Genomic DNA, 25,191 nt, shown 5'->3' with positions numbered 1-25,191 from the left:
AACGGGCCGACAGGAGCCGAGATAGTAGGATGACGGACACGCCGCTCGACGCCGAAACGCTGCTCGGTGAGGCTCACGAACCGTTCGAGGCGGCCCTCTCCGACCCGACAGCCGGGCCGCTTGCCGTCGTCGGCGACCCCTACGGTGGCCGCGAGACGGTGCTCGACCGCGCCGAAACACGCCTCGATGCGACTCGCGTTCGCCTCGACCAGAACACCGGCGCCGACGCAGTCGAGGCGGCACTCGGCGACGGCCCGCTCGTCGTCGACGATTGCCACCAGCTTTACACTCGCAGCGTCGGTGGCTTCGAGCCGCTTTCGTCCGTTCTCGACGCGCTTGCCACCGCCGATGTGCCGGTCGTCACCGGCTGGAACAGCTACGCGTGGTCGTATCTCGACGCGGTTCGCGACATCGAGACGGCGTTTTCGACCCGAACGGACGTCGAGGGGCTGTCGGCGACCCAACTGCTCGAGTTCATCCGTTCTAAGGAGGCGTCGCTGCCGGAGTTCCGACGCGACGAACTCGACGAGGCCCTCCTGATGACCCAGGAGATATCGCTCGGGTCGACAGGTCGAACCGTCTCGGTGCCGATGCCGAACCGCGAGGCCATCGAGGCCCGCCGCGCCGACCGCCCCGACCCGAGTGATGCCGTCTTCGAACGGCTCGCCGACCTCTCGAACGGCGATCCGGGCACCGCACTCGCACTGTGGAAGCGCCACCACGACGCCGAAATCCTCCGCCCGAGTGCCCTCGAGGTGCCGACGACTGACGAGACGTTCGACCGTGAGGCAGCGTTCTGTCTGCGCATCATTCTCGCAACGGAGCGCGTCGCACGGTCGACGCTTTCCGACCGCATCGGCGACCGCTTCGACCGATTGCTCGGGCGATTCACCCGCGCCGGCTTCGTCACCGTGTCGAACGGCGTGGTGCAGCTCGACCCCGCCGCGGTGCCGACCGTGGCCAAGATAACCGAACGGGGGCGGATACTGTGAGGCTCGCACAGGCTGGCGTCGAGGAGGTCGAACGCGTCCTCGACCCCGCGCTGCTTTTGAGCGCCGTCGCGGTGTTCATCGGCGCGTACGTGCTCGTCAGGGTCATCACGTTCCTGCTGTCGGCGGCCGCAGATCGGAGCCCGACCCGCCGTATCACCATCAAGATGTTCGGCCCGATTCTGAAGCTCGTCGTGTACGCCGGGGCCGTCTACGTGGTGTTCGTCCCCCTGCTCGAGTTGACGGCTGCCCAGGTGCTCGCCGTCTCGGGGCTCATCGGCGCGGCGATCGGGTTCGGCCTCAAAGACCTCTTTGCGGGCATCGTCGGCGGCCTCGTCATCATCTTCGAGAAGCCGTATCAGGTCGGCGACAAGGTGCGTGTCGGCGACGACTACGGCGAGGTGACCGCCATCGGGCTTCGCTCGACGACGCTGCAAACGCCGGACGATACGGCCATCGTCGTTCCCAACGACGCCCTCTTCACCTCGAACGTCGCCAACGCCAATTCCGGCGCCCCGGAGATGATGGTCGTCGTCGACCTCGCCGTCGCCCCCGGCGCCGATATCGACAGCGCGAAAGCAATCGTCGAGGACGCCATCGTCACTTCGCCGTACGTCTACGTCGACAAGAACCGCCCCGTCGCGGTTCGCGTCCGCGACGAGGAGTATTACCGCACCATCCGCGGGAAGGCCTACGTCGCAGACCTCCGCGACGAGATGGCGTTCGCCTCCGACGTGACCGAGCGGTCGCTCGAAGCGTTCGAGAAGCGCGGCATCGAGACGCCGGAGGTTCCCGGTCTCTCGACCGAGCGCGGGCAGCGTTCCTGATAGCGCCTCGCTCCTCTCGCGATACGTTGATACCGCGTCGGCCTGAACGACCCTGGTGTGTCGAACGAAGCCGCCCCGCACGCAACAACGACCGTGTCGAGCGAGCGCGCCCGGTGGGGACTGCTGGTGGGTGCGAGCATCCTCTCTATCGCACTCGGTGCGTACGAACTCGTTCCGGCGAGCGTCACGCCGCTGATTCGGGACTCCCTCGGCGTCAGCGCGTCGCGAGCGGGCCTGCTCGTCAGCGTGATGTTCGGAACCGCCGTGGTCGCCAGCATCCCCGCCGGTATCGTCCTCGACCGGACGAACTCCCGATACGCCGTCGCCGTCGCCGTCGGCGTGCTGGTCGCTGCGGGCTTGTGGGGCCTGCAGGCCGCCCGTGCCGGCAATTTCTGGTCGCTCGTCGGCTCACGCGTGCTCGGTGGAATCGCCTACGTCGTCGTCTGGAACGCCGGCATCGACATCGTCGGCCGGTCGTTCGACCCGGCCAGACAGGGGACGGCGGTCGCGACGTTTACCGCGAGCGGCCCCCTCGGTTTCGCCATCGGGCAGGGCACCGGCCCCATCGTCGCCGACGCGTTCGGCTGGCCGGCCATCTTCCCGGTTTACACCGCGCTCGCGGTCGTCGGGCTGGCAGTCTTCTGGCTCCCGAGTCGAGGCAGCGGTCGCGCGACGGGGACGCCGGCGCCGATTCTGTCCGACCTCGGCGATGTCGTCACGAACCGCCGGGTCTGGACGGTCGGCCTCCTCGGATTCCTCGGCTACTCGCTGTACCTGTTCGTCAACAGCTGGGCGCCGTCGTATCTCACCGAGGAACTCCAACTCTCGCTCGCCCTCAGCGGCGCGCTCGTGGCGCTGTTCCCGGCGGTCGGCGTCCTCTCGCGGGTGACCGGGGGCCTCCTTTCCGATACCTTCTTTGGCGGGCGTCGCCGCCCGGTCGTGTTGCTTTCCTTCCTCGTCGCCACGCCCGTCATCGCCGGGTTCACGCTGCTCCAAACCGTGCCCGTCGTCGTCGCGGCGCTGCTCGTCGCCGGCTTCGCCATCCAGCTCTGTCTCGGCCTCGTCTTCGCGTATGTCCGCGAACTGGTCGACCCCGGCGTCGCTGCCACGGCCGTCGCCTTCCTCACGAGCGTCGGTCTCGCTGGCGCGTTCATCGCGCCCATTGTCGCTGGTCGCATCATCGAGACCGCGGGCTACGGCGTCGCCTTCCTCCTTGCGGGCGCCCTCGGCGCGCTCGGAACGCTTCTGGCGTGGTACGCGCCCGAGCCAGCGTGACAACGCCCTTCGGCGTGGAGCGTGAAATCCGACTATGACCGACGAGCCGCTCACCATCGACGAACTCATCGAATACTGTCGGATACAGGCGGGCCTCCTCTCCGGCCGCGCTGAAACCATCGGCGAGGAAGCCGACGCGCTGCTGGACGAGATCGACACGGACATCGGCGACGTCCGGGCGGGGCTCGAAGCCCACGCCGAAGCAGCGGAGCCCGCCGAAACGCGCGACGTCTCCGACCTCGAGACGCTGGAATCCGACCTCGAAGAGAAGCAGGCCATCGTCGAGGCCAAGCAGGCCCGGATGTCCGCCTTCCAGAACCTCGCTGCGGAGTATCTCGAACTCGCGGAGACGCTCGACGCCGAAATCGACGACTGGGAGACGGCGCTTCAGCGGGTCGTCACCTTCGAGCGCGAACACGACGCCCCGGTGTATTTCGACGACCGGCAGACGCTCTACGAGGCGGCCGCCGAGTCGGACGATACGGCGGAGTAGCCACTCCCCGAAACCGCCGGTCGCCGTTTCCGGATACTGATTGCCCCCACTTCTATGAGGGGCCGTCACAACTCGTTACCGCATGGCACTTATCAGCACGCCAGAAGAGCGGTTCGATGCCGTCACGGACTACGACTACCCGACCGACAGCGTGACAGTCACCGACGACGGCGCCGAGATGGCCTACGTTGATGTTGCGGGTGACCAACGTGGCAGCGGCCACGCTGACGAGACGTTCCTCTGTCTGCACGGCGAGCCGACCTGGGGGTTCCTCTACCGGACGATGATTCCACGCCTGCGTGACCGCGGTCGCGTCGTCGTCCCGGATTTCATCGGCTTCGGCCGCTCCGATAAGTACACCGACCCCGACACGTACGATTTCGAACTCCACTACCGAACGCTCCGAGCGTTCGTCGAGGCACTCGACCTCGATTCGGTAACGCTCGTCTGCCAGGACTGGGGCAGCATCCTCGGGCTTCCCTTCGCCGTCTCCGACCAGCCCGAGCGCTTCGACCGCATCGTCGCGATGAACGCGCTCCTGACGGACGGCGAGACCGCCCTCCCCGACATCTGGCACGACTTCAAGAACATGGTCGTCGCCGCGGAGGAACTCGACGCTGCCCGGGTCATCGACGGCGCCTGCGTGAGCGACCTCTCCGAGGAGGCGAAGGCAGGCTACGACGCGCCGTTCCCCGACGAGGAATCGAAGGCTGGCGCCTACGCGTGGCCGCCAATGGTGCCGCAGAACCCCGACATGCCCGGCGCCGACCGCCACGCCCAACTGCGCGATGACCTCGAAACGTGGGAGAAACCCTTCTTCGCGCTGTTCTCCGACAGCGACCCCATCACGAACCAGTATCGCGACCGTTTCCGTGACCTCGTCCCCACGGCGTCCGAGGAACCCGACGTGTGGATAGAGGGCGCCGGCCACTTCCTGCAGGAGGAGGCCGGCGAGGCCTGTGCCGAGCACATCGTCGAGTTCGTCGACCGGCGGTAATCGGCCACCGCGACCCGCTCAATCGTTCCGGTGGGCGTGCTCGAAGGGATGCGGCGGCAGCCGGAGGTCGTCGAGATACGGCAGATGCTTCACGTTGTAGACGACCTGCATCTCGTCGGTTATCGGCTCGCCGACGCAGGAAAGCCGGATACCACGGTCGGTCATCTCCTCGGGCAGGATGTGGTCGACGGGCATCGACGACTCGCCGCCGACGACCGCGATGGCGCAGTTCGCACACGCCCCGCCGCGACAGGCGTACGGCCACGTCAAGCCACGATTCTCGGCGGCTTCCAGCAGTGATTCGCCCGACTCGACCAGGATGCGGCCGTAGTCGTTGTGGTCGAGGCCGGCGTCCGAGGCCCGCTCGAACAGTTCGTCGTCGTCGAGGCTCCAGCCGTGGTCGTCGAGCACCTCGTAGTTGAGATACTCTACGCGGGCCCGCACCTCGGCCTGCTGTTCTTCGGGTTCTTCTTCGTCCGGTTCGGCCTCAGCAGCCGGCTCGCCGTCGACGACTCTCGCTTCGTCAGTGCCGTCGCTCCGCTGTATCTGTGACTTGACCGATTCGTACGCCGTTCGGACGCGCTGGAACTCCTGGATGGTGCCGCCGTGATCAGGGTGGGCTTCCTTCACTCGCTCCTGATAGGCCTGCTTGATCTCCGCTTCGTCCGCATCGGCGTCGATGCCCAGCACGTCGAACGGGGAGGACACACCCGCTATTAGCCGGAGCAGCCGGGAAAGCGTTTCTTTCCGCGGCAAACGCGGGGTGGGACGTGGTCAGTACGCGTCGATGCCCGCCGCGATGCGGTCGAGGCCGATCTCCAACCGCTCCAACGAGTTGGCAAAGGAGAGCCGGAGCCATCCCTCGCCGGCCGTCCCGAAGCCGCTGCCGGGTGCGAGCACGACGACGTGTTCTTCGAGCAGGTATTTCGCGACCGTGAGCGAATCCGCGTCGACGTTGGGGTGAGAAACGCGTAGAAGGCCCCTTTCCGGTGGCGGCGCCGAGAGGCCGTCGATGCTGTCGATGCGGTCGGCTCGTGCATGGGCCGTCTTCGGGCGTCGAAGCCTAAAGCCACCGCGCGAGCGAACCCCTCGCTGTCCGAGATAGCGTCGAGAGAATAGTTCCGGGAGGATTCGAACCTCCGTCGAAGCCCCCAGAAGGCCTCATGATTGGCCACTACACCACGGAACTGCCACAACAACACGAACGCCACGGCGATACTTATGATTGTCGTAACGTCCCGACGCCCCGCTGGGTCACTGCCGCGCTGCCGCCCACTCCAGGAGTGGCTCCAGTCGTCCACAGAGCTCTCGGCCATCCTCGGTGAGTTCGTATTCGACGCGCGGTGGAATCTCGTCGTACTGCTCCCGCGTCACGAGTCCCGCCTCGGCCAGCTCTTCGAGCCGCGAGGACAGCGTCGACGTGCTCGCGGAGGGGAGGTGCGCCTCGACGTCGCCGAACCGGACGGGTTCGTGGGCGCCGACGACACAGACGATTTGCATCGTGTATTTCCGTCCGAGCAGGTCGACGACGCCCGTCAGGGGACAGAAGCAGGTGAACGAGCCCTCAGTGAAGGTGCAATCTTGTGCCATCGCTTTGGTTCCTCGAAGCTAGTTGAACACTTTGGACTTCACAGCTTAATAACTTCGCTCTCCGAAGCATAGGCGTATGACGGACGAAACAGAGTATGACAACGTTCCGGTCGCGTGCACGCTGCCCAAAGCCGAGCGAGAGAATCGGCGCGACTGGGTTGAAACGACGCTCACCACCGAGCTAACTGACATCGAGGAACGCGAAGACGGCTACGAGTTCGTATTCCGGGGCACTGAGGAAGTGTTTGAGGCGGTGTCGACCTTCGTCAAGCGGGAGGCCGAGTGCTGTTCGTTCGCCCGGTTCCGAATCGAGGTGCCGCAGGCCTTCGAGACGGTTCGGCTGCAGTTCGACGGGCCCGACGGAACGAAGCAGTTACTCGAGGAGGGCCTCGTCGCTGAACTCCGATAGCTCCCGGCGCGAACCGACACCGACATACTCCCACCGCTGGCAGACGGATGTATGTACGTCGGTCGTTTCATCGTCGTCGCACCGAATCGTGCCGCCTACCGCGTCTCCTCGCGGTCGTTCCCGAACCGACAGGTCATCGAACGCGACGGGCTGCTCACCGTCGCGCCGACTCCGGACGCCCCGGAGACGGACAATCCCTACATCTCGTACAACTGCCTGCGGACGACCGCGGACGACGAACAGGCCGTCATCGGCAACGGGACGCAGGTCGACCCCATCACCGAGAAACTCGACCTCGGCTATCCGGCGCGGGACGCGCTGACCGAGTCGTTGCTCGCCCTCGACTACGAGAAGGACGACTACGATACGCCCCGCATCGCGGGCGTCGTCGGCGACGAGGAGAGCTACATCGGCACCGTCCGCCGGGACGCCGTCCTCGTCCACGCCGTCGAGGAGCCGACGCTCGTGGCGACCTACGAGAAGAACCGCCCCGAGGCCGTCGACCTCGAGGCGACCGAGCCGGCGGCGATGGCCCGGGAGCTCTACGACGCCGACTTCGAGCACGCGGTGTGTGCCGCCGCCGTCACCCGAACCGACGAGGGCTTCGAGACGGGGCTGTACAACGGCAACGGCGAGTGAGCCGTCGTGTGAGCGCTTCCCGCGCCACCATCAGGCCTTAGCCCCCTCGGGTCGACGTTCCGGACGATGCTTATCGGGGTCATCTCGGACATCCACGCCAATCGCGTCGCCCTCGATGCGGTGCTTTCGGACATGCCCGACATCGACGAGGTTGTGTGTGCCGGTGACGTGGTCGGCTACAACCCGTGGCCGGCCGACTGCGTCGACGCGATGCGTGAGCGTGACGTGCCGACGATCATGGGGAATCACGACCGCGCCGTCGTGACGGGGACGGGCTTCGGCGGCAACAGCATGGCCGACGCCGGCGTCCAGTACGCCCTCCAGGTGCTTGACGACGACCGAACCGAGTGGCTCGCAGGCCTCCCCGAAGAACGACACCGCTTCGACGGCCGGCTGAAACTCGTCCACGGCCATCCGGACGACCCGAACCGCTACACCTACCCGGCGCTGTTCTCCGAGGAGCTGCTCGACGACGAGGACGTTCTCGTGATGGGCCACACCCACGTGCAGGCGCACGAAATATACGACGACGGCATCGTGATGAACCCCGGCAGTGTCGGCCAACCACGAGACGGCGACCCGAAGGCGGCCTACAGCGTCGTCGACCTCGAGGCGATGACCGTGGAGGAACACCGCGTCGAGTACGATGTCGGCGAGGTCATCGACGCCATCGAGGCGGCCGGACTCCCAGAAGGGACGGGGACGCGGCTCCTGAAGGGGCGGTGAACGAACGAAAAACGGGCCGTTCTAAACCGTTCGCTGGATGGTTTCGAGCGCCTCCTCGCGGTCGTCCCAGTCGACGAAGACGGAGACCGAGGTCGCGCTCGTAATCAGGTCGTGGATGGTGATATGCTCCTCCGAGAGCGGTTCGATGATGTCCTGGAGGACGCCGGATTGGTTCGGGAGTTCGCCGCCGGTGATGCGGATGACGGCGACGCCGTCGTCGACGGTGACGCTCGAGAGGGGTTCGGCGTCGATGACGGCCTGATGGAGGACGTTCTCGGCGCGCTCCGCGATCTCCTCGTCGACGTAGAACGTCACGGAGTCCATCCCGCTCGCGACGGCGTCGACGTTGATGTCCGAATCCGAGAGTGCGACCGACAGGTCCGAAAGGATGCCCGGCGTGTTCCGGATGGCTCGGCCGGCGACCGTCAGGCAGGCAAGCGGCGTCTCCCGGAGGTCGATGAGGTTCTTGAACTGCCCCTCGATGGTCGTGCCGCCCTCCAGTAAGTCCCCGTGTTGGTAGTGGGCGACGCGGACGGTCATATCGGCCGTCTTGTAGGAAAGCGCGGAGGGAGCGACGACCTCGGCACCGCGGAACGAGAGGTTCCGGAGTTCGTCGACGGTGATTTCGCCGACGTTTCGCGCGCCTTCGACGACGCGGGGGTCGCCGGTCATGACGCCTTCGACGTCGGTGATGATGACGACCTCGTCGGCGTTCATGTAGTTGCCCAGCATGACAGCGGTGGTGTCGGAGCCGCCGCGACCGAGCGTCGTGACGTTGCCGGCGTGGTCTTGGGCGAGGAAGCCGGTGATGACGGGGACGTATCCTTTGGCGGCCATGTCGGCGGCCAACTGCTTTGCGTGGCGCTGGGTCTCCTCGACGTCGACCTCGCCGTGTTCGTCGGTGATGACCGGCCAGCCGTCGACGCCGGGTTCGAGGAACTTCGCGTCGATGCCGCGGGCGCCGAGGGCGGCTTTCAGCATCCGGACGGAGGTTCGCTCGCCCATCGAGACGATTTCGGCCTCGTCGGACTCGTCCGCCTCGAAGGTGATGGCGTCGAGCAGGAAGTCGGTGGTCGACCCCATCGCGCTCGCCACGATAGCGACTTCGTGACCCTTCTCGACGGCATCAGCAATCGAGTCGGCGGCCCGGTTCACTCGGTCGCCGTTCCCGAGGCTCGTGCCGCCGAACTTGGCGACTACGCGCATACAATCACCTGCTGTGCGGCGTGGTGGCTCATGTCCGCCGGTAGCCGGTCACGGGAGATAATCCTGTCCATCTGGAGAACGCTTGCGACAGCCCCGTTTCACGGCGATTCTTGCGCACCCGGAAGCGCGACCGCACGATGGCAACGCCAGCAAAGGTTAATCCCTCCGAGTCCGTTATCGCCTGACATGGACATCCGGGACGCCATCGAGGCCGACGCCGAACGGCTGGCGACCCTGACGGGCGCGCCGACGGACGTGATGCGGAACCTCGTCCACGACCGGACGGTGCGCGTCGCCCACGAGGCCGACGACGTGCGGGGGTTCGTCAGCTACGACGCCCAGGAGAAAACCATCCACGTAACGCAACTGGAGGGCGACCCAGAGTTGTGTGAACGGCTGCTCGAGGAGCCGACGCGGTTCGCGGCCGGCGAGAACATGGAAGTCGAACTGCTCGTCACGGAGGCCGACGAGTCGGCACAGACCGCCGTCGAGCGGGCGGGGTTCGAGGAGCACGGCCCCGGGCCCAGTTTCGATGGCACGCGGACGACGCGCTACCGGTGGACGCCCGATTAGAGGTGGCGGTCGATGACCGCCTTCGCGGCCTGCGCTTTCTCCTTCCAGCCGTATCCCATCTCGAAGACGTGCTGTTTCGAGTCGACCAGCTCCTCCGGTGAGGATTCCTCGAAGCCGCCGCGGTTCCACGTCCCGGATTCGATGAGCCAATCGACGGTGTTCTCGCGGGCTTCTTCCCACGAGAGGCCGACCATCTCGTAGAAGGCCAGCAGGCTGAACACGCTGTTGTCGTGGGCGCCCGGCACGCTCCCCTTCTCGTAGATGGTTTTCAGCGGCTCGAACGTCGGCTGGGCGACGCGCTCTTTGTACTCCTCGGGCGGCAGGAGACGCAGTTCACCCTCTTCGTCGACGACGCGCTGGTCGCCTCGAAGCCGGGAGAGGACGGCGGCGTGAAGCCCGCTCCAGCGCTCGGGGACGGCCTCACGGAGCGCGTCCTCGTCCGCGTAGGTGCGCGCCGAAAGCGGCCCGAGCAGGTCGGTGTACGCCTTCTCGATATGTACCCGCTCGGTGCCCTCGAACTCACAGCCGGGGTCGTGGAGGTTGCTCGTCGTCCGGCAGCCGGGACAGCGGTACCTGAGGCGCACGGGTATTCGTCGGGTGGACGGCGGCGGTCAAAGGCGTGTCGACTCTCTGGAGACGGCTTCTCGAATGGCTACCGTTCCCGCGCCGGATGATGACTGTTCGGCCGGGGAAGGGCAGGCTTGCTGTCCTGGTGGATGAAAGGGCGAGGCGCGCGAGACGCGAACGGAGTGAGCGTCTCGATTGGCCGAACGGGGAGCGGAGCGACCCGTGAGGCAAGGTGGCGCTGGAGGGGAGTCGCTGCGGCGGCCCTATCCGACCGGAGGGAGGATATCCGCCGCAGCGGCCGCCACCGCACCGAGGGCTTTCTGGGTAGCGGTACTCGCGTCCCTTCACTCGATTACTTCGACAAATATTCACGCAGTTGGGGTCGGTGCGTTTATCGGCACCCGAATGATACCGGTGGGTATGGAGCGGCTCCACGCCCGGTACCCCTTCCTTGCGGCCTCTCGCGATGCGGTCGAGGCCGCGGACGTCGACCTCGCGGCCCTCGTCGCTGCGGGTGGCCCGGCGGTCGAGCGCGGTCGCGAGCGCGTCCGCCGCGCGCTGCTCGAAGGAACCACCGAAGCCGAGGAGCCACGCACCTGGAGCGACCGCGCGGAACTGCTCTCCTATCCGGTCGCCCGTGTGCTCGTCTCGCTGCTCGACGTCCCCGGCGCCGTCGAGAAGTACGCCGCCGCCGAGGCTGCCACCGCCCGCGAGCGGTTCGTCGAGGATTTCGAGGCGGATATCGAACTGCGCAGCGCCGCCGACCAGCGGCTCACCCTCGACCGCATGCTCGCCGATTTCGGGATGTCCGGTCGGGTCGAGCCGACCGGAAACGGCCGGTTCAGCGTCGCCGTCACCGCGTATCTCGAACTCGCGGCGTCGCTCGACGGCAGCCAGTGGCGGCTGGCCGCCCGCCCGCTCGCCGATGGCCGCGTGCCCGTCGACCGCCCCGAACTCTACACGCTGCTTCGGGAGGCCGTCCGCCGCCGCGTCGAGGAGGGGCTGCCGCTGTCGGTTCCCGACCCCATCGCCGACCCGCTCGACGACGAACTGGGCGTCATCCGGCGCAGCGTCGCTGACCTCGACCCGCCGATGGCGTTCGACGCCGTCGTTCCAGGTCTCTTCCCGCCATGCATGCGCGCCCTTTTGACGCGGGTGCGGGAAGGAGAGTCACTTTCAGATACGTCTCGGTTCTCGCTGGTCTCGTTTCTCGTCAGCACCGGCCTCGACGCCGAGGAGGTGACGTCCCTGTGTGACCTCTCGGGAGACGCCGCCGACGCGGTAGCCGAGCAGGTCGGCCGTCTGCAGGACGAGAACGGCGCCGTCGCCGCGCCGCCGTCGTGTACCGTGATGGACGAGTACGGTGATTGCGTCGACAAGGACGACGTCTGTGAGACGATTCAGCACCCGCTGTCGTACTACGAATCACGGCTCCAGCAGGCCCCGGACGACCGCATCGCCGATTGGCGCGCTCAGTAGCGGCGTGAGAGGCCGACGCCGACGGCGGTCATGAGGACGATGAAGAACGCGATTGCGCCGACGAGCGCGAGCCCGCCGTCGGCCGAGAGGCCGCTGTCGTTGTAAGCGACGCCGACTCCGATGATGATGGCGGCGAGCGTGGCGACGCCGACGAAGGCGACGACGGCTTCGACGACGGCATCCCTATCCATGCCCGCCCATCCGATGGTCTGGGAGAAAAGCGCTTCGAAGGCGAGACGACCCTGCGGTGCAAGGCCTGGCTGTTGCAGGCAGCGAAAACACCCGATTGGAGCCGCCAAACGGCCGAAAAACTGTCCGTAACGGTCTGAACGGTCGAACGACTCATTAGCGTCGAACACCTACGTTTCAACTGGAATGACGCATCCCGAATACACAGCCGCGTCATCGGATTCCGACGTTCGGCGCCCGTTGGCGCCCGACACGAGCCGGCTCGACGACCGCTCGGCTCGCGCGTGGACGGAGGCGATGGCGGTTCGCCCGCTCGGCTACGGCCGATACGCGGTCGAGAGCCAATCCGGCGCGACGTATCTCGTCTCCCTCCCGCGCAGCGACTGTACCTGCCCCGACCACGAGATTCGCGGCGAGCGCTGCAAACACCTCCGCCGGGTCGCCATCGAGGTGACCGAGGGCCGCGTCCCGCCACCCGGAAAGGTGCGCGGCGACTGCGACATCTGTACCCGCGAGTCGTTCGTCCCCGAGTCTGGGCCGGCCGTCTGCGGTGACTGCTGGCTCGAACGCGGCGACGTCGCGACTGACCGCGAGACGGGCGATACGGTCGTCGTCTACCGACTGACCGACGAAACCGCTTCGAAGCGATACATCGATTCGGCCGATTGCACCGTCGCCGACTACCCGAAAAACGACGGCTATCCGACCGACGACCCGGTCGTCGAGGTCGTCTACCCCTTCAGCGGCGACGCCGAAGCCGACCTCGACGAACGACCTCGCTACGCGTTCCCGTACTCCCGGCTTGCGGTTCGTGACCAGATGCTAATCGAATAGAACGGCTTACAGCATCTCGGCGGCATCCGCGATGGGGAGGTCGCCCCGTTCGACCGCGCCCAGGATCTCCCGGACGTTCTCGTCGTCCTCGGATTTCTCGACAGTGATCTCATCGAGTGTCACCTTCTCGGAGGCGCCGGTGAACTCCGCGAAATCGGTGCCGTCGGCGAGCGCGGTCTCCTTTTTCACCCGATAGTTTCCGCCGTCGGTCTGATAGAGGTCGCCGGGATGGAAGAAATACCAGTCTTCGCGGTCGAACCGCACGCCTACACGGGGTTTCGCGCCGAAGTTCTGTGCGAAGTAGACGAGCGCCTCGATCTCCTCGCCGGTCAGGTAGATTGGGTCGCCGGCCGAGGATTTCGCCTCGATGGCGTAGAAGGTGTCGCCGTCGCCAGCGAGCACGTCCGGCAGTTCCCGCTCGGTTGCGCTGCCCGAGGCGGGCGCCCGCATCACCGCGAACCCGGACTCGTCGAGGTCGTTGACGAGTTCGCGCTCCCGGCGGTCGCCTTTGGCGTTCGAATTCGGCATCGATGTGTGGTCGGTCGTGCGGGGGCTTAAATGGGACGACCAGCCGTCGGTTCCGCCAAGGCGCTCTCTGCTATCGTTCCACACGGCTGAGTGTAGAGGCCGACTGTAGATTCCTCACTCGGATTTCTCCGTCCCGAGGTAGCTCCAATGAGTTTCCTCGGTTCCGTCCGGCAGCCGTTCGAGCGTGACGTGATACAGTCGATCCTCGTCTTCTTCGGTGGCGTCGACGAGAATCCCCTGCACATCGTGTTCCCGGATGGTGAATTCGCGAACATCCTCTCGACGTTCCAGTTCCTCCCGAACCATCTGTTTCAGCTGTCGAAGCCGTTCAGAACGCTCCGAGCCAGTCATAGTCTCACTAACAACTAGACGGATATCAAAATTCGGTGGGAGCAGCCATTCCCTATTGAATCGCCGGCCGAAACGGTCGCGGATATCGAGGCAAAGGCGCTAATTCGAAAGGGAGCCGACGCCATCCGATGTCCCTTTCCGCTTCGACCCCGTCGTAATTAGTATGAACGCGAATTCGCCTGCGGTTCTCCCGCGGAACATGTCAGCAAATTTGGTGAGCCATTATGACTGGTAAAGACGAGTATTACAATCGGGCGAAACAGGAGGGGTATCGCTCCCGGGCTGCCTACAAACTCAAGCAACTGAACGAGGATGCGGGGCTGATGAGCCGCGGCGATACCGTCGTCGACCTCGGTGCTGCTCCGGGCGGCTGGCTGCAGGTCGCGACCGAACTCGTCAGCGAGGAGGGCACCGTCGTCGGCATCGACCTCCAGAGCATCAAACCCATCGACGGCGTCGAGACGGTTCGCGGCGACATGACCGAGGAAGAGACGCGCGAGCGGGTCATCGACTCGGTGCGCGAGGTCGAGCGGGAGACCTCGGGCAGCGGGAGCGGAGCGGAACGCCCCGCGAGCGGCGAAGCGGACGTCGTCATCTCCGACATGGCACCGAACATGACCGGCGAGTACTCCCTCGACCACGCGCGGTCGGTGTATCTCGCGCGGATGGCGTTCGAAACCTCGCTGGAACTGCTCGCCCCTGGCGGCGATTTCGTCGCCAAGGTGTTCGAGGGCCAGGACACGAACGACCTCCGAGCGGACATCGACGAGGAGTTCGAGTACGTCCGCACCATCCATCCGAAGGCCTCTCGTGACTCCTCCTCGGAGCTGTACATGGTCGCGAAGGGTCGGCTGACCGGGCCCGTCCGGGAGGGTGACACGCTCGAGGTCGACATCGAGGACGTCGGCAGCGAGGGCGACGGCATCGCGAAGGTCGACGGCTACACGCTGTTCGTCGCCGGCACCGAGGCTGGCGACACCGTCGAAGTTCGCGTGACGGACGTGAAACCGCGGTACGGCTTCGCCGAGCGACTCGCCTAACGCTCTTCTTCGAGTTCGGCTTCCAGTTCTTCGACTCGCTGTTCGAGTTCTGCGACGCGGTCGCTGTCGGTTCCGCTGCCCTGCTTCGCTATGAGTAGCACGACCAGCAGTAGCGGCGCGCCGAAAAGCAGGATGGCAATCAGCAGGATGACGAGCAACTCCGGGCCACCGGGGATGGCGAACTGGAGGGGCAGCATGCATCCGACGTATCGGGGCTGTTAGAAAAGCGTTCGGCGGCTATCGGCCGACTGCGATGCCGGACGTGTCAGCGCGACGGACGCCCCCGACGACGAGGTAGACGAACGGCGTGTCGACGAGCGCGATGAGCAGTTTCAGCGCGTACTGGCCGACGATGAGCGAGAGGACGACGCTGCCGGGCAGCTCCGGGCCGAGGCCGGCGTATTGCGGGAGTATCCAGAAGGCGATACCGACGAAGATGACGGTGTCGATGGCCTGGCTCGTCCCCGTCGAGACGATGTTGCGGAGCCACAGGTGGTCGCCGTCGGTCAGGTCGGCGAGATAATGGAAGACGACGACGTCGTAGTTCTGGCTGATGACGTACGCGAACAGGCTCGCCGCGACGATGTTGGTGGAGGCTCCGAGCACGGTTCTGAACGCCGCCGGGTCGATGCTCGAGGGTGCGGCGGGCGCGAGGATGGTGCTCCAGATGAGCGCGAGCACGAGGAAGTTCATCACGAAGCCGACGTTGACGAGCACCTGCGCGGCGCGTTTGCCGTACAGCTCCGTGTAACAGTCCGTCGCGAAGAAGGTGAGCGCGTACGCGAGGGCGGCACCCGGAAGCGCCAGCTCGGCGCCGGCGACGGGCAGCGCGAACGGCAGGTCAAAGGACAGCACCTTCGCCGCGGTCACCTGTGCGGTGACCAGTGCGGTGACGAAAAGCGCCGCGAGCGCGACCGCAACGGCGGGTAGTGTGGGTCGCTGACCGGCGGTGACGTTACTCATCGTCCTCCAGCCGGTTGTGGCGAGCGTCTATCTCATCGAGGATATCGAGATTCTTGCGGATGGACGCCCGGATGGCGTCGCTGCGGTTGACGTATTTGCCGTCGTCTCCAACGTGGTCGTCGAGGTCTTCGAGGAGTTCCTGTGGAATCTCGACGCTTATCTTGGGCATACTGGACGAATACCTCGCGAGCACTAAACGCCGTCGAATCGGTCGGTGAGAGAACAATCGAAGTGGAAAGAGTGCCGCGAGCGGGGCTCAGTCCGCCGGCTCGACCGGTTCGGCCGTCCGCCGCCCGCCGAGCGTGACGAGCCACACGAGCCCGAGTCCGACGCCGTAGGCTGCCACGACGGGGATGCCGAGCAGGAACATCGTGAAGACGCCTCGCGGCGAGAGGAACGCACAGAGGGCGAGCACGGCGAGGGTGAACTCCCGCCAGCGCTCCCGCATGATGCGGTAGGGGACGATGTTGCCGTGCTGGAACAGGAGCATCGAGATGGGGATCATCGCGAGCACGCCGATGCCGACGGTGAGGAAGAAGATGAGCCAGCCGTAGTTGTTGATACGGTAGGCGATTATCATCCCGGCACCGAGGACGTCCGCAGCGAGCCACGAGATGACCGCGGGGGCGGCGTAGATGAAGCCGACGACGCTGCCGATGGCCAGTCCGAGCACGAGGCTTCCGCCCCACACCAGGAGGACGCGGCGGTCACCACGAGCGACGCCGCGCTCTTTCAGCGCCGGCCACGCGTAGTAGAGGAGCAACGGCACGACGGCCACGGCGCCGAAGATGACGGAGACCTTGATCTGGAAGATCAGCGCCTCCACGGGATGTAGCGTGACGATAGACACCTGTTCGGCGGCGAACTCCGAGGGCATCCGGCTGACGAACTGGTCGTTGAGCACCCCGATGCCGCCCTGATATAGCACGAAGAACGTGGTCGCCATGACGGCCATGAAGATACCGACGAGGCGGAACGATTTCGAGGTGAGGCTGTCGAGAACGAACGCGATGTCGTAGGCGTAGCCGCCGATGTCGTCCTCGTCGATCTCGTCCTCGCTGAAGGCGCTGAGCATGCCGGCGCCGCGGCGAGCGAGGAGACCGCCCTCCGCTTCCTCGTCGCCCTCGTTGGGCATCGTCCCGTCCGGCTCGGCCGTCGGCCTCGCACCCTCGCCGTCGTGGTCTTTCGGTGACAAGTCCGGGCTCGGCGGATTGATGTCGTCGTAGCGGTCGAGGATGGCCTGGGCCTTGTCGGGGTCGTCCTGTTCTTCCATTGCCTGGCCGGCGAGTGCGAGCGCCTCGTCCTCGTCCAGTCGGGCGAAGGCCGCCGCGGGTGCCGCCCGGATACCGGCTTCGTCGAGTTGTGAAAGGTCGATATCGGCGGGGTCGCCCTGCCGGCCGCCCGCAACCGCATAGCGGCTCTCTTCGACGGATTCGAGCCGGTCGTACACCAGGTACGCGAGCCCGATTATCGCGAAGACGCTGCCGTAGATGACGCCGAAGATGGCGATGTACGCGGGTTCGGCGATGCCGTATCCCTCACCGGCGGGGAGGAACCGATAACTGGAATCGACGGCCGCGAGCCCGCTGTTGACGACCTCGTAGCCGCCGTAGGTGTAGAAGGCGTAGATAAGCGCGAGGCCGACGACGAACAGACCACCGAGAACGTTCCAGTGGTCGAGCGCTGTCTGGCGGATGTCGACGGAGTCGCTCGACCGCTTCGCGGTGACGACGACCTTCGTGATGTACAGCGAGACGCCGTAGAGGGTGACGAGCGGCACCGCCCACATCACCTGTGTGAAGGGGTCGGGCGGCGAGAACAGTGCCCCGAAAACGAAGATGAGGACGATGGCGTGTTTCCATTTGTCCCGGAACGTCTCGTAGGGGACGATCTCCGTGTAGCCGAGCGTACTCATCAAAAGCGGCAGTTGGGCCGCAAGCCCGAACGACAAAGACAGGAGGAAGATGAACTGCGCCCACATCGAGATGGAGTAGGTGGGCTGGAAGCCGACGCTGACGGCGTTCGACGCCAAAAAGGAGAACATCAGCGGGAAAAAGAGGTTGTAGGCGTAGGCGACGCCGCCGGCGAAGAGGGCGGCACTGACGCCGATGAAGCCCGCAGCCTTCCAGCGCGGGAGGTGCTCCGGCCACCGGCCACGGCGCTTCAGCGAATCACGCGAGTAGTAGATGAGCGGGGGCACCGAGAGCAACACGCCGACGACGAGCCCGATCTTCACCTGCAGGAGGATAACCTCGAAGGGCGTGATGGCGACGACGACGATATCGGGGTTGGTGTTCAGGTCGGCTTTCAGTTGCGCCCAGACGAACGCTCTGAGGACGTATATCGTTCCGACCAGCCCGATGACGAAGACGATGAACACCTTCTGGAGATGCGTCTGGGCAGTCGACAGAAGCGCCCCGAGCTGTTGGCGCCCATCAGCGACCGTCTCGGCGACATCGTCGTCTACGGCGCTAGACACGAGGGAAGGTTGTCTGTTCGCAGTTATCAACCTTTTCGAAGCGGGAAGGGAAATCCGGCGGCCGCGGCGACGAGAAGGCTTACAAACGGCCGGCGCTGAGCGAAGCACAATGGGAGAGACCGCCGAAGGGGGATATGAGCCCGACGACGGCTACGACCCCGACGAGGGCGTCGTCGGCGAGGCCCCCGAAAGCGACCAGGAGATGCCGCTGGCAGACCACATCGAGGAGATGGTCTACCGGCTCGGCGTCGTCCTCATCGTCATGGCGCTCATCTCCGGCGTCATCTTTCCCTTCGGCGAGCGCATCATCAACTTCCTGTGGTACTCGGTGCTGCCGGGCGGCGACATCGCCCGACCCCGCGTGTACCACCCCCTCGCGCTCATCCTCGCCCGGCTGAAAGTCGCCACCCTCGGCGGCTTCATCATCGCTCTCCCCGTCTTCGTCTATCAGACGTACCTGTTCATGCGCCCCGGCCTCTACCAGCACGAACGACGGTACTACCTCGCCTCGGTGCCCGCGAGCCTCGTGCTCGCCGGCGTCGGCGTGCTCTTCGCGTACTTCCTCATCCTCCCGGCCATCTTCACGTACTTCCTCACGTACTCACAGGACGCCGCCGTCATCGCGTTCGGCCTCACCGAGACGTTCGACCTCATCGTCCTCATGATGGGGCTTTTCGCCGCCGTCTTCCAGATTCCGCTGTTCGTCATGCTCGCCATCATGATGGGGCTGACGACGCGGGCGTGGCTGGCCGACAAGCGCCTCTACTTCTGGGGTGCGTTCCTCGGCATCGCGTTCCTCTTCAGCCCCGACCCGACCGGAATGGCGCCCATCATGGTCGCCGCGACGATGATCAGCCTCTTCGAGGGCACGCTGCTCACGCTGAAGTGGGTCAAGCGGTAATCACTCCGCGCGCCGTTCTCGGTACCGTATCGTCACGATTCGGAGCGTGCCGACCACGACCCCAGCACCGACCGCGAGCGGGATGGTGACGATACCGAATAAGAGCAATCCGAACAGCCAGAACAGCGGCACCACGACGAACAGGACGGCATAAAAGAGCGATCCGCCAAACAGTCCCCAGAGGAACCACATCACAGGGTGTGCGACCGTTCCGGTGACGACGCCAGCGACGACGCCGGCGCTGACGTAGCGCCGGGTAGCGTTCGCTTCGACGTAGTACCAGGACGCGCCGCCGACGAGAAACGCGGCGAGCAGCGCTGCTACGCCCAGCGCGGCGTCGCTATCCGACAGCGGATTCGACCACACCCGCCCGGCGCCGATAAACGGGACGACGAAAAGCGATGCCGAGGCCGCGAAACAGCCACCCGCCAGCAGCGACCACCCGATGCGTTCGACCGGGGGTGGGCCGGTCGATTCCTCGGACGCCATACGCGAGCCACACCGCTCGGCCGTATAGAACTACTGTCGGCCTCGGTGACCGAAAGCTCATTGCCCACCGTGAAGTACGGCTACCCAATGACGCGCGTCGTCGCCGTCCGCCACGGCGAAACCGACTGGAACCGAAACGGCCGGATGCAGGGGTGGGCCCCCGTGCCGCTCAACGACACCGGCCGAACGCAGGCGGCGGCCGCCGGCGAGTGGCTGGCCGACCGATACGAACACGACATCGACCGCGTCTTCGCCTCCGATTCGTTGCGCACGCGACAGACGACCGACCATATCCTCGACTCCGTCGACATCGGCGACCGCCACGTCGAGTACGAACCCCACTGGCGCGAGCGCGATCTCGGCGTGTATCAGGGCCTCACCTACGCCGATGTCGAGGAGCGGTTCCCCGAGTTCGGCCTCGGCGACGCCGCCTACGAGGCCGCTCTCGCGGTGCCGGAAGGCGGCGAGTCGCTCCGGGACGTTTCCGACCGCGTCACCGGCCGGTTCAAACGCCTCGTCGACGACCACGACGGCGGGACGGTACTCGTCGTCACACACGGTGGCCCACTGCACGTCCTCCTGGGCTATGCGAAGGGGATGGAACTGCAGGACGCGCTCGGCAAGCACCATCAGGCCAACTGCGCGGTCAACGAGTTCGTCGCTGAGGACGGTACTGTGGACATCCTCCGTGAGAACGCAACGGAGTGGGACGGGTAGCGATTATTGCTTATCCGGCGGCGTCGGTCGCCTCCTCATCGAGGTCGAACTCGCCGCCTCAATCGTCGCTCGTGGGGTATTCGGCGTCGAGAACGTCGTCGGAGGAATCCGAGGGCGAAACGCTGCCCGTCCGGTAGCCCTCCAAATCGAGTGTCACGTGGTCGAAGCCGACGTCAGCGAGGTGCTCGCGGGCGGCGGCGGCGAAATCGGGGTCGAGCGCCCGGTCGAGTTCCGCTTCCCCGACCTCGATGCGTGCCAGGCCGTCGTGGTCGCGCACGCGGAACTGCTCGAAGCCCCACGTCCGCAGGAGCGTCTCGGCTTTCTCGACGCGGGTCAGTTTCTCCTCGGTCACTTCGAGTCCCGTCGGGATGCGCGAGGAGAGACAGGCCATCGAGGGTTTGTCGGCCACCGAGAGGTCGTAGTGGCGGGCGATGTCGCGCACCTCGTCTTTCGTGATGCCGTGTTCGAGAAGCGGCGAGTAGGCGTTCAGCTCCTCGACGGCCCGGAGTCCGGGGCGGTGGCCATCGCCGGGGTCGGATGCGTTCGTCCCGTCACACACCGTCTCGATGCCCAGCTCTCGGGCCGTCTCGAACATCTTCCCGAGTCGCATCGACCGGCAGTGATAGCAGCGCTCGTCGTCGTTCTCGATGAACGCCTCGCTGTCGAGTTCGGAGAAGGAGACGATTTCGTGGCGGATGCCGATTTCCTCGGCGACCCGAGTCGCGTCGGTCAGCTCGGCCGCCGGCAGCGTCTCGCTTTTGGCGGTGCAGGCGACCGCGTCGCCGCCGAGCGCCTCTTTTGCGAGGGCGGCGACGACGGCCGAATCGACGCCGCCGGAGAAGGCGATGACGACCCCATCGAACTCACGGAGGTCGTCGATTGCGGCCTCGCGTTTCGCGTCCGTGTCCATGCATCACCTCTCGGGGCGCGCGTAGAAAAGCCCGGCGTCACGCCGGCCACACCTTAGCGGTCGAGGTCGTAGAGGTCGGCGAACTTCGACTCCGCGTATTCGAGGAAGTAGTCGGCGGTGAACGCCTCGCCGGTGGCCGCCTCGATGAGGGCGTCGGTGGTGTACCGCTGGCCCTGGCTGTGGACGTTGTCGGTGAGCCACTCGTGGAGGGCGTCGAACTCGCCGGCCCGCACCTGCGAGTCGAGGGTGCCGATGTCGTCTTTCGCCGCGGCGTGCAGCTGGGCCGCAAGCACGCTGCCCAGCGAGTACGTCGGGAAGTAACCGAACGAGCCGTGGCTCCAGTGGATGTCCTGCAGACAGCCCTCGCTGTCGGCATCGGGCCGGATGCCGAGATACTCCTCCATCTTGTCGTTCCAAACGGCCGGCACCTCCTCGACGTCGAGGTCGCCGGTCAGCAGGTCGCGCTCGATTTCGAACCGGAGGATGATGTGCAGGTGGTAGGTGAGCTCGTCCGCTTCGACGCGGATGAGGTTGTCCTCGTACACCTGATTCGCGGCCTCGTAGGCGTCCTGTGCCGAGAGGTCGGTGCCGTACTGGTCGTTGAACTGGGGCGCGAACAGCTCCCAGAAATCCTTCGTGCGGCCGACGTGGTTCTCCCAGAGCCGGGATTGCGATTCGTGGACGGTGAGGCCGCGATGCTCGCCCAGCGGCGTGCCGTAGGCGTCCTTTCGGAGCCCCTGGGTGTAGGTGGCGTGGCCGAACTCGTGGATGGTCGAGCCGAGCGAATCCAGCGGGTCGGATTCATCGAAGCGCGTGGTCACGCGGGCGTCGAACTGCGTGCCGCTGGAGAAGGGGTGCGGTGCGGTGTCGATGCGGCCGTGCTCGAAGTCGTAGCCGAGCGTGTCGAGCGTGTCACGCGCCAGCTCCATCTGCTGGTCTTCGGGGTACGTTCCCTCGACCGAGTAGAGGTCGGTGTCCGAGTCGCGGATGGCGTCGATGAGCGGGACGAGCCGGTCGCGCAGCCGTTCGAGGATGCGCTCGGCCGTCTCGAGGTCGAGATACGGCTCGTAGTCGGCAAACAGCACCTCGTAGGGGTCGGAATCAGGGTCGATGTGCTCTGCGTACTCCTTCTTGAGGTTCAGAATGCGCTCGACGGTCGGCGCGAAGGTGTCCCAGTCGTCGTTCTCCCTGGCCTCCTGCCAGACGGGGTGGGCGTCGCTTGTGGCCTCGCTGATCTCCTCGACGAGGTCGGTCGGGACGCGAGCCTTCCGCTCGTACTGTCTGCGGATTTCGCGGACGTTCGCGGCTTCGCCGTCCGGCAGTTCCGCGCCCTCCAGCTCGTCGAGCAGTTGGGCGACATCGTCGTCGACGAGCATGTCGTGTGCGACGGCGGAGATAGCGCCGCGCTGTTTCGACCGTGCGGGCGTGCCGCCCTCCGGCATCATGACTTCCTGATCCCAACTCAACACCATGTTCGCATCGCCGAGATACGTCGACCGCTTGTACTGCTCCAGCAGGTCGCCATAGGCCTCTGGAACCGTCGTTTGGTCGGTTGCCATGGCAAATACTGCGGATTCACAGCAAAAGAACCCTCCGAACTGCTGTGTGGACGTGTAACACGCTTCTGATGGTCGGCCGCGCGCGATACACCCACAGGAAGCGGTTCTGTACCGTGATGTATTCCTGCTCTCACTCCAAGTATCACCGAATTTATACGCGTTGGGAACCGAAATTCGGTATGGACATTCTCCCGGATACGAGCGCGGTAATCGACGGCCGGGTATCGGAACGCATCGAGGCCGAGAGCTTCGATGGCACCGTCTACGTTCCGGAGGCGGTCGTCGGTGAACTGGAGGCGCAGGCCAACGAAGGCCGCGATAGCGGCTGGAACGGCCTCGAGGAACTCCAGCGGCTCATCGACTACGAAGCGGAGGGGCAAATCGCCCTCGAATATGTCGGCCGACGCCCCGCCGCAATCGAGAAACGCGAAGCCGGCGAGGGCGAAATCGACGCCCTGATTCGCGATCTCGCGGACGAGTACGACGCCACCCTATTGACGAGCGATGTCGTCCAAAGCGAGGTCGCGAAGGCGAAGGGGCTCGACGTCAGCTACGTCGAACCCCGCACCGAGGAGGAGACGGAACTGGCCATCAAGACGTACTTCGACGACCAGACCATGTCGGTGCATCTGAAGACCGGCGTGCGCCCGATGGCGAAACGCGGCACCATCGGCGAGATGTCGTACGAACACATCGGCGAGGAGACGCTCACCGAAGAGCAGATGCGCACCTTCGCCAACGACATCATCGATACCGCTCGCTCCTCGGCCGAGGGGTTCATCGAACTCACCCACCCCGGCATGACCATCGTTCAGATTCGCGACATGCGAATCGCCGTCGCCGAACCCCCCTTCTCCGACGGCGTCGAGGTGACTGCCGTCCGACCCATCGTCAAGACGACGCTGGAGGATTACGAGAACGCCGACGCGCTCCGCGACCGGTTTACGGAACGGCAGCGAGGCGTCCTCATCTCCGGGGCGCCCGGCGCCGGGAAGTCGACGTTCGCACAGGCCGTCGCCGAGTTCCTCAGCGATTCCGGCTACGCCGTCAAGACGATGGAGAAGCCGCGTGACCTCCAGGTCGGCCCCGAAATCACCCAGTACACGGAACTCAGCGGATCGATGGAGAACACCGCCGACTCGCTGCTCATGGTGCGGCCCGACTACACCATCTACGACGAGGTGCGCAAAACGTCCGACTTCGAGACGTTCGCGGACATGCGGATGGCCGGCGTCGGCATGATTGGCGTCGTCCACGCCACTCGCGCCATCGACGCCCTCCAGCGGCTCGTCGGCCGCGTCGAACTCGGCATGATTCCGCAGGTCGTCGACACCGTCGTCTACATCGAAGCCGGCGACGTCCACACCGTCTACGACGTGAAGACCGAAGTGAAAGTGCCCCACGGCCTCGTCGAGGAAGACCTCGCCCGCCCGGTCATCGTCATCGAGGACTTCGAGACGGGCGAGCCCGCCTACGAGATCTACACGTTCAACCGCCAGGTCGTCACCGTGCCGCTGGAAGGCGCCGAGGGCGAGGACGGCGAGGAAAGCGGTATCGAACGCGTCGCGAAACAGGAGATTGAACGCGAGATCCGCTCCGTCGCCCGCGGGCACGTCGAGGTCGAAATCAAGGGCCGCGAGAAGGCAGTCGTCTATGTCGAGGACGACGACATCTCCTACGTCATCGGCAAGGGTGGCGGCCGTATCAGCCAGATCGAAGACCGTCTCGGCATCAGCATCGACGTCCGAACCTTCTCCGAGCGTCCCGGTGGGAAATCTGCCTCCAGCGGTGGCAGCGGTGGTGGTGGCACCACCCAACACGCCGGCGAAGTCGTCACGCCCGAAGTGACGAACCGCCACGTCGTCATCCCGATGTCCGGCCATCAGGGCGAAACCGTCGAGGTGCGGGCCGACGGCGAGTACCTGTTCACCGCGACCGTCTCACGCGGCGGCGAGGTGCAGGTCTCTCGTGGATCGGCCATCGCCGACGAAATCGAGGAGGCTATCGACCGCGGCAATCAGATTACGGCCGTCCCGCAGTAGTCGCTCGCTTCCGTTTTCGATACGGCTGTCGCTACGGTGTGATGCCGAACAAAAGCAGCGGGATTAGTCGTCGCAGGAGGCCGCCTCGGTGCCGCCGTCGGCCGCAGCTTCCACGGGTGCCTCGATCTCATAGAGATTCTGCCGAGCGTCGGCGAAGTAGACGTCTTCGGTGACGATGTCGATGTCCTCGAGCCGCTCGAGGGCGTACCGAACCGTCCGAGCCGAGAGCATCGACTCCTCGACGATGGCCTTCTGGGTCATCGGCCCGTTGTATTCGAGCACCTTGTAGACGAGTTTCGCGCTGGGCGGAAGGTCAGTGAGTTCTTCCCCGTCAGAATCGGCCATTTGTACCTGAAAGGAGGGTTGCCAGGAGTATAAACATTGACCCCAACAGGTGTGGTATTGTCGCCAACACCCCC

At 65.6% G+C, this 25,191-nt stretch carries 31 protein-coding genes and 1 tRNA gene; 15 read left to right on the top strand and 17 right to left on the bottom strand.

Annotation, left to right across the window (positions count from 1 at the left end; genetic code table 11):
- Positions 1-29 precede the first annotated feature (29 nt).
- The 5 genes from ACI8UR_RS03075 to ACI8UR_RS03055 all read left to right on the top strand — a co-directional run bounded on the left by ACI8UR_RS03075 (position 30) and on the right by ACI8UR_RS03055 (position 4,581).
- Entirely contained in the window at positions 30-992 is a 963-nt protein-coding gene (locus tag ACI8UR_RS03075) for a hypothetical protein (protein WP_411716259.1), read from the top strand.
- The gene (locus ACI8UR_RS03070) at positions 989-1,816 is read left to right on the top strand and encodes a mechanosensitive ion channel family protein (protein WP_411716260.1); all 828 of its coding nucleotides are present in this window, start codon (positions 989-991) and stop codon (positions 1,814-1,816) included. The genes ACI8UR_RS03075 and ACI8UR_RS03070 overlap by 4 nt, the downstream gene beginning before the upstream one ends.
- A 57-nt stretch (positions 1,817-1,873) precedes the next feature.
- Positions 1,874-3,091, top strand: coding sequence for an MFS transporter (locus tag ACI8UR_RS03065; protein ID WP_411716261.1), 1,218 nt, complete (start codon positions 1,874-1,876; stop codon positions 3,089-3,091).
- 34 nt (positions 3,092-3,125) lie between these two features.
- Positions 3,126-3,584: a hypothetical protein gene (locus ACI8UR_RS03060; RefSeq protein WP_415087542.1), complete on the top strand. Its 459-nt coding sequence runs from the start codon at positions 3,126-3,128 to the stop codon at positions 3,582-3,584.
- An 82-nt stretch (positions 3,585-3,666) separates the two neighbouring features.
- Positions 3,667-4,581 (top strand): haloalkane dehalogenase, encoded by a 915-nt coding sequence (locus ACI8UR_RS03055; RefSeq protein ID WP_415087541.1) that lies wholly within the window; start codon positions 3,667-3,669, stop codon positions 4,579-4,581.
- Between the two features lie 18 nt (positions 4,582-4,599).
- On the opposite strand, the gene fer is transcribed toward ACI8UR_RS03055, so the two are convergent.
- The 4 genes from fer to ACI8UR_RS03035 form a co-directional block, all read right to left on the bottom strand.
- Positions 4,600-5,289: a ferredoxin Fer gene (gene fer, locus ACI8UR_RS03050; RefSeq protein ID WP_415087540.1), complete on the bottom strand. Its 690-nt coding sequence runs from the start codon at positions 5,287-5,289 to the stop codon at positions 4,600-4,602.
- Positions 5,290-5,355: 66 nt separating this feature from the next.
- Positions 5,356-5,595 (bottom strand): aminotransferase class I/II-fold pyridoxal phosphate-dependent enzyme, encoded by a 240-nt coding sequence (locus ACI8UR_RS03045; protein ID WP_415087545.1) that lies wholly within the window; start codon positions 5,593-5,595, stop codon positions 5,356-5,358.
- A gap of 102 nt (positions 5,596-5,697) precedes the next feature.
- Positions 5,698-5,770: transfer RNA gene (locus tag ACI8UR_RS03040), tRNA-Gln, on the bottom strand.
- Between the two features lie 65 nt (positions 5,771-5,835).
- Positions 5,836-6,171 (bottom strand): winged helix-turn-helix transcriptional regulator, encoded by a 336-nt coding sequence (locus ACI8UR_RS03035; protein WP_415087539.1) that lies wholly within the window; start codon positions 6,169-6,171, stop codon positions 5,836-5,838.
- 76 nt (positions 6,172-6,247) lie between these two features.
- Here ACI8UR_RS03035 and ACI8UR_RS03030 point away from each other — a divergent pair, with 76 nt between their 5' ends.
- The 3 genes from ACI8UR_RS03030 (at position 6,248) to ACI8UR_RS03020 (ending at position 7,945) form a co-directional block, all read left to right on the top strand.
- Entirely contained in the window at positions 6,248-6,580 is a 333-nt protein-coding gene (locus ACI8UR_RS03030; protein ID WP_415087538.1) for a hypothetical protein, read from the top strand.
- Between the two features lie 51 nt (positions 6,581-6,631).
- Positions 6,632-7,219: an IMP cyclohydrolase gene (locus tag ACI8UR_RS03025; RefSeq protein WP_411714538.1), complete on the top strand. Its 588-nt coding sequence runs from the start codon at positions 6,632-6,634 to the stop codon at positions 7,217-7,219.
- A 66-nt stretch (positions 7,220-7,285) separates the two neighbouring features.
- Positions 7,286-7,945, top strand: coding sequence for a metallophosphoesterase family protein (locus ACI8UR_RS03020; protein ID WP_411714539.1), 660 nt, complete (start codon positions 7,286-7,288; stop codon positions 7,943-7,945).
- A 21-nt stretch (positions 7,946-7,966) separates the two neighbouring features.
- Here ACI8UR_RS03020 and ACI8UR_RS03015 read toward each other — a convergent pair whose 3' ends face one another.
- On the bottom strand, positions 7,967-9,151 hold the full coding sequence (locus tag ACI8UR_RS03015; RefSeq protein WP_411714540.1) for an aspartate kinase: 1,185 nt from the start codon (positions 9,149-9,151) through the stop codon (positions 7,967-7,969).
- 186 nt (positions 9,152-9,337) lie between these two features.
- Between ACI8UR_RS03015 and ACI8UR_RS03010 the strand changes: the two genes are divergently transcribed.
- Positions 9,338-9,724, top strand: a complete 387-nt coding sequence (locus ACI8UR_RS03010) for a hypothetical protein (protein ID WP_411714541.1) — start codon at positions 9,338-9,340, stop codon at positions 9,722-9,724.
- Here the strand turns inward: ACI8UR_RS03010 and ACI8UR_RS03005 are convergent.
- Positions 9,721-10,308, bottom strand: a complete 588-nt coding sequence (locus ACI8UR_RS03005) for a hypothetical protein (protein WP_411714542.1) — start codon at positions 10,306-10,308, stop codon at positions 9,721-9,723. The two genes, ACI8UR_RS03010 and ACI8UR_RS03005, sit on opposite strands and share 4 nt — an antisense overlap.
- A 403-nt stretch (positions 10,309-10,711) precedes the next feature.
- Here ACI8UR_RS03005 and priL point away from each other — a divergent pair, with 403 nt between their 5' ends.
- Complete coding sequence (priL, locus tag ACI8UR_RS03000; protein ID WP_411714543.1) at positions 10,712-11,770, top strand: DNA primase regulatory subunit PriL; 1,059 nt, start codon at positions 10,712-10,714, stop codon at positions 11,768-11,770.
- On the opposite strand, the gene ACI8UR_RS02995 is transcribed toward priL, so the two are convergent.
- Positions 11,764-11,961 carry a hypothetical protein gene (locus ACI8UR_RS02995; protein ID WP_411714544.1) on the bottom strand — a complete coding sequence of 66 codons (198 nt, stop codon included), beginning with the start codon at positions 11,959-11,961 and terminating at the stop codon, positions 11,764-11,766. The two genes, priL and ACI8UR_RS02995, sit on opposite strands and share 7 nt — an antisense overlap.
- 184 nt (positions 11,962-12,145) lie before the next feature.
- Between ACI8UR_RS02995 and ACI8UR_RS02990 the strand changes: the two genes are divergently transcribed.
- Entirely contained in the window at positions 12,146-12,793 is a 648-nt protein-coding gene (locus ACI8UR_RS02990; protein WP_411714545.1) for an SWIM zinc finger family protein, read from the top strand.
- 6 nt (positions 12,794-12,799) lie between these two features.
- Here ACI8UR_RS02990 and hjc read toward each other — a convergent pair whose 3' ends face one another.
- Together hjc and ACI8UR_RS02980 are read right to left on the bottom strand one after the other, a co-directional pair.
- Positions 12,800-13,321 carry a Holliday junction resolvase Hjc gene (hjc, locus tag ACI8UR_RS02985; protein ID WP_411714546.1) on the bottom strand — a complete coding sequence of 174 codons (522 nt, stop codon included), beginning with the start codon at positions 13,319-13,321 and terminating at the stop codon, positions 12,800-12,802.
- Between the two features lie 114 nt (positions 13,322-13,435).
- A complete protein-coding gene (locus ACI8UR_RS02980) occupies positions 13,436-13,672 on the bottom strand; it encodes a hypothetical protein (RefSeq protein WP_411714547.1) in 237 nt (78 codons plus the stop codon).
- A gap of 224 nt (positions 13,673-13,896) precedes the next feature.
- Between ACI8UR_RS02980 and ACI8UR_RS02975 the strand changes: the two genes are divergently transcribed.
- Positions 13,897-14,712, top strand: a complete 816-nt coding sequence (locus tag ACI8UR_RS02975; RefSeq protein WP_411714548.1) for an SAM-dependent methyltransferase — start codon at positions 13,897-13,899, stop codon at positions 14,710-14,712.
- On the opposite strand, the gene ACI8UR_RS02970 is transcribed toward ACI8UR_RS02975, so the two are convergent.
- From ACI8UR_RS02970 to ACI8UR_RS02955, 4 genes are all read right to left on the bottom strand, one after another.
- Positions 14,709-14,909 (bottom strand): hypothetical protein, encoded by a 201-nt coding sequence (locus tag ACI8UR_RS02970; protein WP_411714549.1) that lies wholly within the window; start codon positions 14,907-14,909, stop codon positions 14,709-14,711. The two genes, ACI8UR_RS02975 and ACI8UR_RS02970, sit on opposite strands and share 4 nt — an antisense overlap.
- Before the next feature lie 40 nt (positions 14,910-14,949).
- The gene (locus ACI8UR_RS02965; protein ID WP_411714550.1) at positions 14,950-15,675 is read right to left on the bottom strand and encodes a queuosine precursor transporter; all 726 of its coding nucleotides are present in this window, start codon (positions 15,673-15,675) and stop codon (positions 14,950-14,952) included.
- On the bottom strand, positions 15,668-15,844 hold the full coding sequence (locus tag ACI8UR_RS02960) for a ribbon-helix-helix domain-containing protein (protein WP_411714551.1): 177 nt from the start codon (positions 15,842-15,844) through the stop codon (positions 15,668-15,670). Before ACI8UR_RS02960 ends, ACI8UR_RS02965 begins: the two co-directional genes overlap by 8 nt.
- Before the next feature lie 87 nt (positions 15,845-15,931).
- Positions 15,932-18,154, bottom strand: coding sequence for a twin-arginine translocase subunit TatC (locus ACI8UR_RS02955; RefSeq protein WP_411714552.1), 2,223 nt, complete (start codon positions 18,152-18,154; stop codon positions 15,932-15,934).
- A gap of 109 nt (positions 18,155-18,263) precedes the next feature.
- On the opposite strand from ACI8UR_RS02955, the gene tatC reads away from it, so the two are divergent.
- Positions 18,264-19,055, top strand: coding sequence for a twin-arginine translocase subunit TatC (tatC, locus tag ACI8UR_RS02950; protein WP_411714553.1), 792 nt, complete (start codon positions 18,264-18,266; stop codon positions 19,053-19,055).
- On the opposite strand, the gene ACI8UR_RS02945 is transcribed toward tatC, so the two are convergent.
- Positions 19,056-19,544, bottom strand: coding sequence for a hypothetical protein (locus ACI8UR_RS02945; RefSeq protein ID WP_411714554.1), 489 nt, complete (start codon positions 19,542-19,544; stop codon positions 19,056-19,058).
- 87 nt (positions 19,545-19,631) lie between these two features.
- On the opposite strand from ACI8UR_RS02945, the gene ACI8UR_RS02940 reads away from it, so the two are divergent.
- Positions 19,632-20,261, top strand: coding sequence for a histidine phosphatase family protein (locus tag ACI8UR_RS02940; RefSeq protein WP_411714555.1), 630 nt, complete (start codon positions 19,632-19,634; stop codon positions 20,259-20,261).
- Positions 20,262-20,319: 58 nt separating this feature from the next.
- Here the strand turns inward: ACI8UR_RS02940 and larE are convergent, their stop codons facing one another.
- Positions 20,320-21,171 (bottom strand): ATP-dependent sacrificial sulfur transferase LarE, encoded by an 852-nt coding sequence (larE, locus tag ACI8UR_RS02935; protein WP_411714556.1) that lies wholly within the window; start codon positions 21,169-21,171, stop codon positions 20,320-20,322.
- A gap of 53 nt (positions 21,172-21,224) precedes the next feature.
- Positions 21,225-22,730, bottom strand: coding sequence for a carboxypeptidase M32 (locus ACI8UR_RS02930; protein ID WP_411714557.1), 1,506 nt, complete (start codon positions 22,728-22,730; stop codon positions 21,225-21,227).
- Between the two features lie 179 nt (positions 22,731-22,909).
- Between ACI8UR_RS02930 and ACI8UR_RS02925 the strand changes: the two genes are divergently transcribed.
- A complete protein-coding gene (locus tag ACI8UR_RS02925; protein ID WP_415087537.1) occupies positions 22,910-24,772 on the top strand; it encodes a PINc/VapC family ATPase in 1,863 nt (620 codons plus the stop codon).
- A gap of 63 nt (positions 24,773-24,835) precedes the next feature.
- On the opposite strand, the gene ACI8UR_RS02920 is transcribed toward ACI8UR_RS02925, so the two are convergent.
- Positions 24,836-25,117, bottom strand: coding sequence for a winged helix-turn-helix transcriptional regulator (locus tag ACI8UR_RS02920; RefSeq protein WP_415087535.1), 282 nt, complete (start codon positions 25,115-25,117; stop codon positions 24,836-24,838).
- Between the last annotated feature and the right edge of the window lie 74 nt (positions 25,118-25,191).

The organism is Natronomonas sp. (assembly GCF_047616845.1).
In the GTDB taxonomy this organism is placed as follows: domain Archaea; phylum Halobacteriota; class Halobacteria; order Halobacteriales; family Haloarculaceae; genus Natronomonas.
Note: the sequence above shows the minus strand (reverse complement) of the source record. Positions and strands in the feature narration are given on the sequence as shown.

Excerpts from the sequence above, each read along its gene's own strand:
- ACI8UR_RS02925 (WP_415087537.1), top strand. The coding sequence starts at position 22,910 with ATGGACATTCTCCCGGATACGAGCGCGGTAATCGACGGCCGGGTATCG.
- ACI8UR_RS03030 (WP_415087538.1), top strand. The coding sequence starts at position 6,248 with ATGACGGACGAAACAGAGTATGACAACGTTCCGGTCGCGTGCACGCTG.
- ACI8UR_RS02945 (WP_411714554.1), bottom strand. The coding sequence starts at position 19,544 with ATGGCGTCCGAGGAATCGACCGGCCCACCCCCGGTCGAACGCATCGGG.
- ACI8UR_RS03010 (WP_411714541.1), top strand. The coding sequence starts at position 9,338 with ATGGACATCCGGGACGCCATCGAGGCCGACGCCGAACGGCTGGCGACC.
- ACI8UR_RS03055 (WP_415087541.1), top strand. The coding sequence starts at position 3,667 with ATGGCACTTATCAGCACGCCAGAAGAGCGGTTCGATGCCGTCACGGAC.
- hjc (WP_411714546.1), bottom strand. The coding sequence starts at position 13,321 with ATGCCGAATTCGAACGCCAAAGGCGACCGCCGGGAGCGCGAACTCGTC.
- ACI8UR_RS02970 (WP_411714549.1), bottom strand. The coding sequence starts at position 14,909 with ATGCTGCCCCTCCAGTTCGCCATCCCCGGTGGCCCGGAGTTGCTCGTC.
- ACI8UR_RS02940 (WP_411714555.1), top strand. The coding sequence starts at position 19,632 with ATGACGCGCGTCGTCGCCGTCCGCCACGGCGAAACCGACTGGAACCGA.
- ACI8UR_RS02930 (WP_411714557.1), bottom strand. The coding sequence starts at position 22,730 with ATGGCAACCGACCAAACGACGGTTCCAGAGGCCTATGGCGACCTGCTG.
- tatC (WP_411714553.1), top strand. The coding sequence starts at position 18,264 with ATGGGAGAGACCGCCGAAGGGGGATATGAGCCCGACGACGGCTACGAC.
- ACI8UR_RS02960 (WP_411714551.1), bottom strand. The coding sequence starts at position 15,844 with ATGCCCAAGATAAGCGTCGAGATTCCACAGGAACTCCTCGAAGACCTC.
- ACI8UR_RS02990 (WP_411714545.1), top strand. The coding sequence starts at position 12,146 with ATGACGCATCCCGAATACACAGCCGCGTCATCGGATTCCGACGTTCGG.
- ACI8UR_RS03075 (WP_411716259.1), top strand. The coding sequence starts at position 30 with ATGACGGACACGCCGCTCGACGCCGAAACGCTGCTCGGTGAGGCTCAC.
- ACI8UR_RS02995 (WP_411714544.1), bottom strand. The coding sequence starts at position 11,961 with ATGGATAGGGATGCCGTCGTCGAAGCCGTCGTCGCCTTCGTCGGCGTC.
- ACI8UR_RS03025 (WP_411714538.1), top strand. The coding sequence starts at position 6,632 with ATGTACGTCGGTCGTTTCATCGTCGTCGCACCGAATCGTGCCGCCTAC.
- ACI8UR_RS02980 (WP_411714547.1), bottom strand. The coding sequence starts at position 13,672 with ATGACTGGCTCGGAGCGTTCTGAACGGCTTCGACAGCTGAAACAGATG.
- ACI8UR_RS03015 (WP_411714540.1), bottom strand. The coding sequence starts at position 9,151 with ATGCGCGTAGTCGCCAAGTTCGGCGGCACGAGCCTCGGGAACGGCGAC.
- ACI8UR_RS02965 (WP_411714550.1), bottom strand. The coding sequence starts at position 15,675 with ATGAGTAACGTCACCGCCGGTCAGCGACCCACACTACCCGCCGTTGCG.
- ACI8UR_RS03020 (WP_411714539.1), top strand. The coding sequence starts at position 7,286 with ATGCTTATCGGGGTCATCTCGGACATCCACGCCAATCGCGTCGCCCTC.
- larE (WP_411714556.1), bottom strand. The coding sequence starts at position 21,171 with ATGGACACGGACGCGAAACGCGAGGCCGCAATCGACGACCTCCGTGAG.
- ACI8UR_RS02920 (WP_415087535.1), bottom strand. The coding sequence starts at position 25,117 with ATGGCCGATTCTGACGGGGAAGAACTCACTGACCTTCCGCCCAGCGCG.
- priL (WP_411714543.1), top strand. The coding sequence starts at position 10,712 with ATGGAGCGGCTCCACGCCCGGTACCCCTTCCTTGCGGCCTCTCGCGAT.
- ACI8UR_RS03035 (WP_415087539.1), bottom strand. The coding sequence starts at position 6,171 with ATGGCACAAGATTGCACCTTCACTGAGGGCTCGTTCACCTGCTTCTGT.
- ACI8UR_RS03060 (WP_415087542.1), top strand. The coding sequence starts at position 3,126 with ATGACCGACGAGCCGCTCACCATCGACGAACTCATCGAATACTGTCGG.
- ACI8UR_RS02975 (WP_411714548.1), top strand. The coding sequence starts at position 13,897 with ATGACTGGTAAAGACGAGTATTACAATCGGGCGAAACAGGAGGGGTAT.